Genomic DNA, 12,358 nt, shown 5'->3' on the forward strand with positions numbered 1-12,358 from the left:
AGGAAAAGTTCCGGGCCAGAGAGTTGCAACACGGCCCAATACCCGTGCACCTTAAGTCAGCCCAGCGAAGCTTCACACTCACCTTCCTGCTCAGGCAGCTTTGGCCGGTATTTCTCCCGCAACATCATAACCTGCTCACGGTACGCTGGCGTCAGGTAGGGTATTTCGAGCGTTAACACCTGATAAATACCCTGCTTTAGCTCCCGCAATGTCAGGCAGGCGGACGCTTTTTCCCCATGAGCTGTTTTCAGGAATGCCATCCAGTTGGTAATAACCAACCAAACATTCAGCGACATGGCTGAACGGAGGCTTTCTGGCTGGGGCTCCAAAATGCCGCCATCTGCCAGCTTTTCGAAAATAAGGCTTATGGCCGCGAGACACCGGTTGGTAAATTCGCGGTAGTCGTTGCGCAAGCGCGAATCCCTGTCTAGCAAGTATTCCAGATCACGGTGAAAAAACCGGTAACTCCACAGGCCATCAAACACCGACTCTAGATAGAACGTCATGTCGTCCAACGTCAGCGCGCGGCCCTCGGGAATATCAAGGTAGTAATCCACCAGCTTTTCGTATTCCTGAAATATCTCGTAAATAATGTCGGACTTGTTGCGAAAGTGGTAATAGAGGTTGCCCGGCGATATCGCCAAATGCGCCGCAATGTGATTGGTTGTTACGTTTCGCTCGCCCTGCTCATTAAACAGCTCAAGACTCGACAGCAATATTTTGTCTCTGGTTTTCATAGGCTCATCGGCGTTTGTTGTTTTACAGCCCACAGATGGCCTGATTCGCCATTGGAGCTGCTTGACTCACTAGAGTATATACTCTAATAATACCTTCAAGTGCAAATTGAGCGTTTTTTCGCCATAACAATACATCAGGCTATCGCCGCTAAACGGCGCAGCCAAAAGGAGGACACCATGGGTGCCAGCGCGGTTCAGCTCACAGAGAGCAATAGTCACATTCAGCAGACCCACCGGGTGTTTGAAGTCCAAAAGAAGGCGTTTCACGACCACCCTACGCCGTCGCTGGCGGAGCGCCAGGAAAACCTGAATCGACTCAAACAAGCCCTGCTGTCCTACCAGGATCGCATAGTGGACGCCATTGACCGGGATTTTTCCTGCCGCTCCCGGGACGAATCACTTATCGCAGAAGTTATGCCGTCCATTCAGGGCATTAATTACACTTTGAAAAACCTCGAAGGCTGGATGAAGCCTTCCCGCCGGCACGTATCCATTCTGTTCCGGCCTGCCAGCAACAAGGTTTGTTACCAGCCGAAAGGCGTTGTTGGCGTGATTGTGCCTTGGAATTACCCGCTGTATCTGGCTGTGGGGCCTCTTGTTGCCTCTCTCGCCGCGGGAAACCGAACCATGATCAAGATGTCCGAATTCACGCCCCATACATCAGCTCTGTTCAAAGAACTAATTGAGGCCACTTTTCCGGAAGATCTAGTGGCCGTAATCAATGGCGAAGCCGACGTTGCGGCTGACTTTTCCGCACGGCCTTTCGATCACATGCTGTTCACCGGTTCCACATCGGTCGGCAAGTTAGTGATGCGGGCTGCCTCTGAGAACCTAACACCCGTAACTCTGGAGCTGGGCGGCAAATCGCCCGCTATTGTTTCTCCAGACGTGCCTTTGGAGGATGCGGCGCAGCGTATTGCATTCGGCAAGGCATTCAACGCAGGCCAAACCTGTGTGGCACCGGATTACGTACTTTGCCCGGCTGATCGCACACAAGCCTTCGTAGACGAGTTCCGCGCCCAGTTTGCGGAAATGTACCCTTCCCTTCGGGATAACGACGACTACACGGCCATTATCAATGAGCGCCAGTACAAGCGACTGAAGGGTTACCTTGAGGACGCCAAAGCGAAAGGTGCCGAGCTGATTGAGATGAACCCTGCACAGGAAAACATGGGCGATGGCACTCATAAGATTCCGGTAACACTGGTTTTGAAAACCACGCCGGACATGAAACTTATGCAGGATGAAATCTTCGGGCCTATCCTGCCAATTGTAAGTTACGGCAACCTTGATGAAGCGATTCAGTTCATCAACGACCGCCCGCGACCTCTGGCCCTGTACTTTTTTGGCTACGACCGCGACCAGCAAAAGCAAGTGATCGATCACACCCTCTCGGGGGGCATGTGCATTAACGATTCCCTGATGCACGTCGCCCAGGACGACCTTCCCTTCGGTGGCGTGGGCGATTCAGGCATGGGTCACTACCATGGCAAGGAAGGCTTCCTGACCTTCTCGCACCAACGGGCTATTTTTGCCAAACAGAAATTCAACAGCGGCAAGTTTGTTTATCCTCCTTATGGGACAGCCGCCCATAAAATGATCTACAAATTCTTTATCCGCTAAGCGCCTTGAATTATAACCGGGGCGCTAGGGCCCCGGTTATCGCCATACTAACAATAAGAGTGAGCCAATTATGACCGACCCCCTCACCCTACCCGAAGGGCAGGACTCGATATCTTTGGATCGGCGCAGCTTACTTCGCACCGGGCTGGGTGGCGCCTTATTTTTGGGCACCATTAGTGTCACTGCGGGCCTGAGTGGCTGCGCAACTTCACCAGCTGGGCGGTTAGGCGCTGTTGAAACACGCATGGATGCACGGTACAGGTTCCAGTTCTTGACAGCAGACGACATCAAACTGTTCGAAGCTCTGCTACCGGCCATTCTCGGTTCCGCACTGCCGGAGCAGGCCAACGCCCGACGCATGGCTATTGCCAGCACAGTCGAGCGCATTGACGCCGGTATTCACAAATTCGGCCCCGCCAACCAAAAAGAACTCAGACAACTGTTTGATTTGCTCAACTTAGGCATTACCCGGGTCACCATCGCACGGATTTGGTCACCTTGGCCGAATGTCACCACGGAACAAGCCAACGGATTTCTCGAACGTTGGCGCTCAAGCAGTATCGGGCTGCTCAACAATGGCTACATGGCCCTGACCAAAATCAGCAACGTGGCGTTTTACGGTTATCAGGAGAACTGGCATCTTTCCGGTTATCCAGGTCCACCCGAGTGGGCTGTTCAAGCCTTGCCGCAATTCCGTAAAGCCTGATCTTCAGCCTGCGGATTAAGCCCGCTGTTATTTTTATTAAAGGGAAACCACCAATCATGTCGTTCAACGATCGCATTGCTCAGGGTCTGGAATCCGGCTGGAAAGTCATCGACGGCGCTAGACTAACCGAAAATCACACGGCAGAAGCGGATGTGGTTATTGTAGGTACGGGCGCAGGTGGCGGAACCACCGCAGAAATTCTCGCCAAGAGCGGCCTCTCCGTTATTTTGGTGGAAGAGGGCCGCCTGTATTACCAAAAAGACTTCAAAATGGACGAACTTACGTCCTATGCCAATCTCTATCAGGAGGGCATGAGCCGCACGACTAAAGACGGTGCCATTGCGATTTTGCAAGGCCGCTGCGTAGGCGGCTCGACAACGGTCAACTGGACCAGCAGTTTTCGCACCCCGGATGCAACGCTCAACTATTGGGTGAAGCAGTTTGGCCTAGAGGCACTGAGCCCGCAGGCTATGGCACCCTGGTTTGAAGGCCGTGAAGCACGGCACTCCATGTCACCCTGGGAAATGGCGCCCAACCTTAACAACGACATACTGCGCCAAGGTTGCGAGAAGCTGGGCTTTAGTTGGCAGGTGATCCCGCGTAACGTCAAAGGCTGCTGGAATCTGGGTTACTGTGGCGTGGGTTGCCCAACCAACGCCAAACAGGGTGCATTAATGACCACCATTCCCGGTGCGCTAGATAATAATGCCACTCTGTACCACGGGCTGCGCGCTGAACGGCTGGTGATGAAACAGGACAAAATTGACACCTTGCAAGCCACAGCAATGGCCAGCGACGGGATCACTCCTACCAATATAACCGTTACGCTTAAAGCCAAGCACTTTGTGGTTGCCGCCAGTGCGATAGGCTCCCCCGGCCTATTGCTACGCTCCAAACTGCCCGACCCCTACGAGCGCTTGGGAAAGCGATCATTTATTCACCCGGTGAACGCCAGCGTTGCACACATGCCGAAATTGGTAGATCCGTTTTACGGTGCGCCGCAGTCGGTTTATTCCGACGAGTTCAACTTCCGCAACGGTGTAGATGGCGACGCAGGCTACAAGTTGGAGGTACCACCGCTGCACCCGGCCATGTCTGCCGGTGTTGTGCCAGGGCATGGCGACGAACAGGCCAAAAATCTGGCTGGTTTACCCTGGATGCAGTCGGTTATCGCATTGGTGCGGGACGGTTTTCACGAAAACAGCACCGGCGGCACAGTATCTCTGCGAGACGACGGCATCCCAATGCTGGATTACTCGGTCAGCGATTATCTTTGGAAGGGGCTGCGCAACGCGTTCTACACCATGGCGGAAATCCAATTCGCCGCCGGCGCCAAAAAAGTGCGCTTGATGCATTTGGACTCTGACTGGTACTCCAGCTGGGCTGATGCCAAAGCGGCCATCGATGGATTTTCCATGAAACCCCACCGGGTTCGTTTGTTCACTGCTCACCAGATGGGCGGTTGCGGTATGGGAAGCAACCCGAAAGAATCGGTGGTCAATGGGTTTGGCGAGCACCATCAGGTTAACAACCTCAGCGTACATGACGCCTCGATTTTCCCCACCAGCATTGGCGCAAATCCACAACTGTCTGTGTATGCCTTGGCTGCACGAAACAGCACGCGATTGGCCCAAAGGCTCAAAGCGTAAAACGCCCGATCGGAAGCTCTCAGCGCTACGCATCGGCGTAGGAGGGCTGCCAACCGGTCTACAGAATGCGCTGAAATGCTGATATTCTGGGTGCCTATTAAAACAAGGAGCTATGCATGCCTAAAGTCATTTATCCTGGCACCTTTGATCCCATCACCAACGGCCACACAGATCTTATAAAACGTGCCAGCCGTATGTTTGATGAGGTTGTGGTAGCCGTTGCCTATAACTCGAAGAAACAGCCATTATTTGATCTGGAAGAGCGCTGCGAGTTGGTGCGGCAAGCAACCACCGGCATCCCAAATGTCAGCGTGACAGGCTTTAGCTATTTACTCGCCGATTTTGTTCGTGACCAAGGCGCCACAGTGATACTTCGTGGCCTGCGGGCCGTCTCCGATTTCGAATATGAATTTCAACTTGCAGATATGAACCGTCGCTTGGCACCGGAGTTGGAAAGCGTATTTTTAACACCGTCTAACCACCTGTCCTATATTTCCTCCAGCCTTATCCGCGAAATCGCCTCGTTAAGCGGAGATGTATCTGAGTTTGTTGACCCGGTGGTAGAAGCTGCCTTGAAAGAGAAATTCAGAGAGGCTTAAGCCTAAAGCCGTATAAGCAAAAAGCCCCAAGCAGGGGCTTTTTGCTTACTTGATGCTACTTTAGAGCAGCGGCGGCAACGGAATTTTCTGACCGTTAACCTCGACCATCATGTCGTTCAACTTCGCCGCCAGCACCAACCTGTCGCCATCGGGCACCAATAAGCCCTGCTTAACAAGCGGCGCAAGTTGCAAGCGAACCGCTGGGTAGTCATCTACCAGCACAGAAGGCACGCTCAAACTCATGTCCCCGGTGAGCTGCTGCATCACCAACAGCATTCCTGCTTTCTCATCTGCTGTGAGTTCCGGGTGGCGAATAACTGCATGGCCCGTTACCTCGCCCTCAGGTGTATCCAGAGTTAGCTCGGAGAAGCCCACGGAAAACCCTGCAGCCGCCAGATCGCGCATAGCCGTATTAACTTGCCCCATGGCCGCCATCTGTTGCTCAAACATTTCAGGACCGCTGGAAGTAGGCGCCAAGGTCAAACTTTGCAGTTCCGTCATGCTTGAAGCCAGTATGTTCCAACTCGTTACGTCTAGATTTTCGAGTGCGAATGCCAGTTTATGCGGGCCGTAAACCTCGTCTTCAAACAGAACCTTCTCCGACTCAATCGTCATTTTCGAATCTAGGCGCTGTCCGTCACGTTTTGCCTCGGTGCTACTATGGGCAAAGACACCCTCTATGGTTAGCGGCGACATTTCGGGAGACGTTAAAGCAACAGAATCTATGGACGCCTCCATGCTTCCTGTCCAAACGTCCCCTTCCAGATGGGCCATGCTCTGCTCTACACGGAACCCATTAACCCGAACACTCATCTCAGGGCTGGAGAGGCTAAGTTGCGGCCATACAATCAGCGCCTCCGCTTGAGATCCAGTATCACTGATTTCAATACGCGCAACACCACCACTGGTTCTAAGCGACTCGCCGCTATCAGGGTTGTTGATCGCAATGGCCGGTGCCTCCAACTCCAGTATGGCAACACCCCAAAGGCGCGTTTCGAGGGTTAGCCTTGGTCGCTCTTGAAACCAGTCAGCGCCTTCAGGCGCCCAGCCGTCAACTGGCACAAAATCCATAAAGCTACCGGTAATGCCATGGGTTACATCGGCCCGATACTCTATGCGGCGAGTGTCGCCGGTTTCGGGATTAAACACAGTTATAGCGCCGTTCAAGTTCGAGCTAAGAAAACCCCTGCGGTAGTCTTCCGTTTGCATCTGTAAAAACGGCTGCGACTGATTCAGCTCATGGTTAACCTGCTGCCACTGTTGCTCGGTTACATAACCCACGACCCACGGCATTGCGCCTGCGACAACCAGTACCCCCGCACCGGCAATAATCCATTTTGCTTTCAAGAACTCTCTCCGTTTGGAAATGTCAGGTTTTGCCAGTCAGGCGTTCCAACAGCACCACCTGTGAGGCCACTCGTTCCTCACCCTCGGCTGGCTGGTTCTGAATGTAGCCACCATCCGGCTGCAACATCCAGGACTGACAGTTGTCTGCAAGATAGGTATCCAAGTCTTCCTTCACCCGCGCTATCAGCTCCGGATCTTCTATAGGGAAGGCAGTTTCAACCCGGCTTAACAAGTTGCGCTCCATACAATCCGCGCTGGAGCAGTAAACGTCTGGCTTACCCTCGTTACCAAAATAGTAGGCGCGGGTATGCTCCAGAAACCGCCCCACAATGGAGCGCACACGAATGTTATCCGAAAGCCCCGGAACTTGGGGCCTGATGCTGCAAATACCACGCACTATCAAGTCTACCTGCACCCCGGCCTGAGAGGCCCGATACAGCGCCTTAATAAGTTGAATTTCGGTGAGGGCATTGATCTTGATAATGATGCGCCCTTTTTCACCGAGCTCTGTTTCACGCTCAATAAGACTAAGTAATCGTTTGTGGAGCGTGAACGGCGCATGGAACAGCTTTTTAATCTTTAAGGCCTTGCCCATACCGGTTAGCTGCTGGAACAGCTTATTGACGTCATCACCAATGGATTCGTCACAGGTCATGTAGCTGTAATCGGTATACAAGCGCGCGTTGACCGCATGGTAGTTGCCCGTTCCCAAATGCACATAACGACGTAGGCGACCTTCCTCCCGGCGTACAATAAGAATCATTTTGGCGTGAGTTTTGTAACCCACAACGCCGTACACCACGATCACACCGGCTTCCTGCAACCGGCTTGCCAGCTCCAGGTTTTCAGCCTCACTAAATCGTGCCCTCAGCTCAACAACCGCCGTTACTTCCTTGCCCCGCCTCGCGGCATCTGCCAAAGCTTCAACAATCTCTGAATTGGCGCCTGTGCGGTAGAGCGTTTGGCGAATGGCTAGCACCTGCGGGTCCTTCGCGGCCTGTCGCAGAAAATCCACTACCGGGCTGAAATTCTGAAACGGATGATGCAGTAAAATCGGCCGTTTTCGAATGGCATCGAACAACGTTTCTTTGCTGCGAATCTGCCGCGGTATGGTGGGCGAAAAGCTGGAATACAGTAGGTCTGGGCGATCGACCAAGCCGGTCACGGCCATCAACCGTGTCAGGTTTACCGGCCCGTTTACCTGATACAGATCTCGTTGCCCGAGGCCGAATTCCGTCAGCAGAAACTGCACCAACTCCTGAGGACAGTTATCCGCCACTTCCAACCGTACTCCGTCGCCAAAACGACGGCTGAGCAACTCGCCGCGCAGAGCCGACGCCAAATCTTCAAGGTCGTCTTCCAGTTCCAAGTCGGCATTACGGGTTAGCCGAAATTGGTAGCAACCCTTAACCTCCATGCCCGGAAAAAGCTCGTCGGTGTGGGCGTGAATCATTGACGACAAAAACACCAGATTTTCACCGCCGCTACAGACGTCGTCCGGCAAGCGCACCAGCCTTGGCAGTGAACGCGGCGCTGGCACAATGGCCATCCCGGTTTCGCGCCCAAACGCGTCCTTGCCATCAAGTTCAACAATAAAGTTTAAGCTCTTGTTCACCAGCCGGGGAAACGGATGTGATGGGTCCAACCCTATAGGGCTCACCACAGGCAAAATCTCATCCTCAAAATAGTTGCGCACCCACTCTGCCTGCTCTGGCGTCCATTCCCGGCGGCGCACAAAGTGAATATTCTGCTTTTCCATTTCGGGAATCAGCACATGATTCAGAATGTCGTACTGCTCATCAATGTACTCATGAGCAACACGGCTAATCTCGCTCAGTGCTTGTTCAGGCATGATGCCGTCAGCGCCCAGAGTTTCCCGGCCGTACTTAATCTGCTGACGCAAGCCAGCTACCCGTATCTCGAAGAACTCATCCATGTTGCTGCTAAAAATGCAGCAAAAAATCAGCCGGTTAATCAGTGGATGGGTGGTATCAAGCGCCTGCTTCAACACCCGATAATTAAACTGAAGCTGGCTCAGTTCTCGGTTGAAGTAGTTTTCACTGGCGTCCAAGTTGATCACTTCACCCACCGGCGGAATTTCTATCGGAGCGGGTACGCTTTGCTCCCCTTCCGCGGTCAGATTTCTGGCGATTTCCGTTCTCATGGCTTTCAGTTCCTGTCTGATTGACCGCTGGCCAACTCCTTGCGGAGGATAGTCCGGCGGTGGATAGTCCAGCAGCGGTTCTAGCGCCTCTGATCCCGCATCAGGCGGGCCGCTCGCACAGCAAAGTAAGTCAGGATTCCGTCCGCGCCGGCACGGCGCATAGACATCAAGCTTTCCATAACGACGGCATCACCATCAAGCCAGCCGTTCTGCTCCGCGGCCATGTGCATCGCGTATTCGCCACTGACTTGATATACGAAGGTTGGCACCTGCAGTTCGGTTTTCACCCGGTGCACTATGTCTAGATACGGCATGCCGGGTTTGATCATCACCATGTCTGCCCCTTCAGCAAGGTCCATCATAACTTCATGGATTGCTTCGTTGCTGTTGGCCGGATCCATTTGGTAGGTCGACTTGTTGCTTTTGCCGAGGTTTGCGGCAGAGCCGACTGCGTCCCGGAAGGGGCCGTAATAAGCAGATGCGTACTTCGCTGAATAAGCCAAAATGCGAGTATTCACATGCCCTGCAGACTCCAGAGCTTCGCGGATGGCGGCAACACGGCCATCCATCATGTCGGAAGGAGCAACAACATCCGCACCGGCATCGGCGTGGGACAGCGCTTGATTGACCAGCGCTTCAACGGTGACATCGTTCAGTACGTAGCCGTTATTATCAATGATGCCATCCTGACCATGGGTGGTGAAGGGGTCCAACGCTACGTCAGTGATAACACCCAGTTCGGGATACGCTTGTTTTAGCGCTCGCACCGCGCGCTGTGCAAGGCCATCCGAGTCCCAGGCACCGGAGCCGGACAAGTTCTTTTTATCCGCCGCGACCACAGGAAATAAGGCTATTGCAGGAATGCCAAGCTCTACCAGCTCTGCCGCTTGTTCAACCAATAAATCAATGCTGAGGCGATCGACACCCGGCATGGACGGCACCTGCTCTCGCAAACCTTCACCTTCAAGTACAAAAACCGGATAGATCAGGTTATCCGGCGTGAGCTGGTTTTCCTTCACCAATCGCCGAGAAAAATCACTGGCGCGATTGCGACGCAACCGGGTAGCGGGAAAAGTGCGGGGTGTTGATAAAGGCACGGAAAACCTCCTGAGTGGCACGACAACGAGTTGGACTGAAAAGCCAGGTGCCCGAAAGGCACCGTTTGCACCATCATACACCTCAGGGGGCTTTGGTTGCAGGCTACTGACAAGCTACTGAATAGAATCCAACGCCTTGGCGCGAATGCGCTCAGTCTCGCTGAAATACTTCTCGCGCAGTTGGCTCAAGCTCTCTTCGCGCTCAGGCTCTGCCAGACCCGAGGCCTTCAAGGCATCGCGCTCTTTGGTATAGGACTGCCACCGTCTGTCCCAGTCTTTTTGCTCCGCATCCAGATTTTCCAATCTTTGGGCAGCTTCTTCGCCGAATTCTTGTCGCCGCCAGGCCCGCAATGCTTCTGGATCGTTGGCCATGGCCTCCCGCACCTGCTCATAGCGGGCAAACTTACGAGTTTGCTGCCGGGCCCGCCGCACAGGCTCAGGTAACGCCATTTCAGCCTCTGCAAGAGCTTCTTCACGCTGCTCGTCGGTTAGGCTGCTGTCCCTGCTGAGGCTTCGCTTTTTTAGCTGGAAGCGGTCTATCGCTTCTTCGTCTGCGAAGAATGCCTCTGCTGTATCTGCATCCAACCACGTCCTGCGTAAAGCCTGGATTTCCAACATTCGCCGCTCCATTTCTCCCGGGCCAGAGGCTCCGGCTTCTCCGTAAGCGGCTTCCAAATCTGATAGCGCCAGCTTGTAGTCCAGGTAACGGCCAAGGGTATCAAGCGCCTGCCCTCTTGCGGGCTCATCCAATGCCGAAAGAGCAAGCCGGATTCTCGCCACGAGTTGCGACAGAGACTCCTCGCCCAAAGCCGACAGGTAATATTCGAACAGCTGCCGCAACTCGCTTGTAGGGATAAGATTGCCAAAACGATCCGTTATGGCCCAACCACCCGGTTCCGAGGTGCCCGCCAAAGACGCTGGCAAATTCGAAACCTCTACCTCGGAGGCCTCGGCGACCAGTTTGGAAGGGGGAAGCTGGCGAGCTTCGGAAAAGTCGGCGTTCTTGGTTTTTACATCTGCTGACTTGTCGTCGTGACGAGCAGATGCAGGCTGGTTCTGAGCACCATCAGCAAGCAACCAGAGTGCGATCACAACTGCTATGATCACAGGAACGATAAAGGAGAGTCTGGAAGCAGCTTTCATGGTAATGGATAGGTCCGGCCGTGGGTGGCTTGACTAAAACCCCATAGCAAGGGCGTTAGGCACTTTGCACGAGCAATGATAGAGGGAGATAAGGCTTTTGACCGAGACAGACCGCAAAAACAGGCCAAGGTACATACCCCGGCCTGCAAAGGCGATACTCAAAGAGCGCGGTTGTTAAAGCCGGTATCCACCTTACGAGGAGAGCTAACGCGGAAAGATGTCTCGACTTCCTGAATGGTGCCACCTTGGCTCAGGAATGCGTCAATATCTTGCTGCAGTTGTTCCCGCACCCGTGCCCTGCCTGCGATCGAATGGGTGTCGTCGACTTCATTACTCGCACTAGCCCAGTTCCCGGATTGTTCCAAATTGCTTTCGTCGAACTCACTCATGGCTCTCTCCATCAACGAAAACAGTGTTACAAGCGTGATATACCCGTAGGAGATGCCACGCTCCGTCTCGACCAGCCGCTACTGCGGCAGCGTCTTGGCGTCTTTATAATCTGCTTTTCATGACAGCGCTATTATTTGACAATACAATTTTCGTAAATATTTGTAACGTGAAATAAGTTATTGAATATAAAAACTAAAACATGAAGTGAAAATAAGCATTTGCATCAAGCCAAAGAATGAACCAATATTCACTAATTACAGAGGCCCGAAATGGCTTATCGTGAAACTGAAAAGATGCGACTGCGCAAAGCCGCCGCGCGTCAGCGTATCGCAGAGTGCACCTATCAATGCGTTGCGGAGGGAGGTTTTCGTAATGCAAAGATTACGCGCATTGCTCAGCTTGCAGGTGTAGCTACAGGGTCGATTTATCGTCATTTCGAGTCAAAAGAAGACTTGTTTGCCGAAATATTCCGCGTCGCCACACAACGCGAAATAGACAAAGTTGTGGAAGCGCTGGCAACACCCGGTAGCGCAATAGAGCGACTGGAAAAGGCCTTGCAACAATTTGCCGAGCGCGCATTGAAAGGCCCTGTTATGGCCTGGTCGCTTATTGCCGAACCTGTGGATCCGAAAGTTGAAGAAGAGCGGCTAGCGTATCGAAAGGCTTATGCCGACTTATTTGAACAAGCGATTCGAGAAGGCATCAAAGAAGGGTGCATTCCGGATCAAAACGCCCGCCAGAGCAGTACATGTCTGGTTGGTGCTATTGCAGAGAGTTTGGTGGGCCCCTTGTCACCAACCCAGAACGAACAGACAACGAGAAACGCAACTGACAACAACGACCCGCTGGTCAACACCATCATCCGCTTTTGCATACAGGGGTTGACCGGCACTAGGAGGTAGC

The 12,358-nt window shown here is 53.3% G+C and carries 11 protein-coding genes; 5 read left to right on the forward strand and 6 right to left on the reverse strand.

The window, feature by feature from the left end; genetic code table 11:
- Window positions 1-56: 56 nt before the first annotated feature.
- Window positions 57-737, reverse strand: coding sequence for a TetR/AcrR family transcriptional regulator (locus FE845_RS05695; protein WP_200362258.1), 681 nt, complete (start codon window positions 735-737; stop codon window positions 57-59).
- A 177-nt stretch (window positions 738-914) separates the two neighbouring features.
- On the opposite strand from FE845_RS05695, the gene FE845_RS05700 reads away from it, so the two are divergent.
- From FE845_RS05700 to coaD, 4 genes are all read left to right on the forward strand, one after another.
- Window positions 915-2,360, forward strand: coding sequence for a coniferyl aldehyde dehydrogenase (locus FE845_RS05700; protein WP_200362260.1), 1,446 nt, complete (start codon window positions 915-917; stop codon window positions 2,358-2,360).
- A 70-nt stretch (window positions 2,361-2,430) separates the two neighbouring features.
- Window positions 2,431-3,066 carry a hypothetical protein gene (locus FE845_RS05705; protein ID WP_200362263.1) on the forward strand — a complete coding sequence of 212 codons (636 nt, stop codon included), beginning with the start codon at window positions 2,431-2,433 and terminating at the stop codon, window positions 3,064-3,066.
- A 56-nt stretch (window positions 3,067-3,122) separates the two neighbouring features.
- Window positions 3,123-4,715, forward strand: a complete 1,593-nt coding sequence (locus tag FE845_RS05710) for a GMC family oxidoreductase (RefSeq protein ID WP_200362265.1) — start codon at window positions 3,123-3,125, stop codon at window positions 4,713-4,715.
- Between the two features lie 116 nt (window positions 4,716-4,831).
- Window positions 4,832-5,314 carry a pantetheine-phosphate adenylyltransferase gene (gene coaD / locus FE845_RS05715; protein WP_200362267.1) on the forward strand — a complete coding sequence of 161 codons (483 nt, stop codon included), beginning with the start codon at window positions 4,832-4,834 and terminating at the stop codon, window positions 5,312-5,314.
- A gap of 60 nt (window positions 5,315-5,374) precedes the next feature.
- On the opposite strand, the gene FE845_RS05720 is transcribed toward coaD, so the two are convergent.
- The 5 genes from FE845_RS05720 to FE845_RS05740 form a co-directional block, all read right to left on the reverse strand.
- Window positions 5,375-6,661, reverse strand: a complete 1,287-nt coding sequence (locus FE845_RS05720; RefSeq protein WP_200362269.1) for a DUF945 family protein — start codon at window positions 6,659-6,661, stop codon at window positions 5,375-5,377.
- 22 nt (window positions 6,662-6,683) lie between these two features.
- On the reverse strand, window positions 6,684-8,825 hold the full coding sequence (gene ppk1 / locus FE845_RS05725) for a polyphosphate kinase 1 (protein ID WP_200362271.1): 2,142 nt from the start codon (window positions 8,823-8,825) through the stop codon (window positions 6,684-6,686).
- A gap of 80 nt (window positions 8,826-8,905) precedes the next feature.
- Window positions 8,906-9,922: a porphobilinogen synthase gene (gene hemB / locus FE845_RS05730; protein WP_200362274.1), complete on the reverse strand. Its 1,017-nt coding sequence runs from the start codon at window positions 9,920-9,922 to the stop codon at window positions 8,906-8,908.
- Window positions 9,923-10,036: 114 nt separating this feature from the next.
- Complete coding sequence (locus FE845_RS05735; RefSeq protein WP_200362276.1) at window positions 10,037-11,065, reverse strand: lipase secretion chaperone; 1,029 nt, start codon at window positions 11,063-11,065, stop codon at window positions 10,037-10,039.
- A gap of 158 nt (window positions 11,066-11,223) precedes the next feature.
- Entirely contained in the window at window positions 11,224-11,454 is a 231-nt protein-coding gene (locus FE845_RS05740) for a hypothetical protein (RefSeq protein ID WP_200362278.1), read from the reverse strand.
- A 270-nt stretch (window positions 11,455-11,724) separates the two neighbouring features.
- Here FE845_RS05740 and FE845_RS05745 point away from each other — a divergent pair, with 270 nt between their 5' ends.
- Complete coding sequence (locus FE845_RS05745) at window positions 11,725-12,357, forward strand: TetR/AcrR family transcriptional regulator (RefSeq protein ID WP_200362280.1); 633 nt, start codon at window positions 11,725-11,727, stop codon at window positions 12,355-12,357.
- Window position 12,358: the final 1 nt, after the last annotated feature.

This window comes from Marinobacter sp. 1-4A (assembly GCF_016597725.1).
Lineage (GTDB): Bacteria > Pseudomonadota > Gammaproteobacteria > Pseudomonadales > Oleiphilaceae > Marinobacter.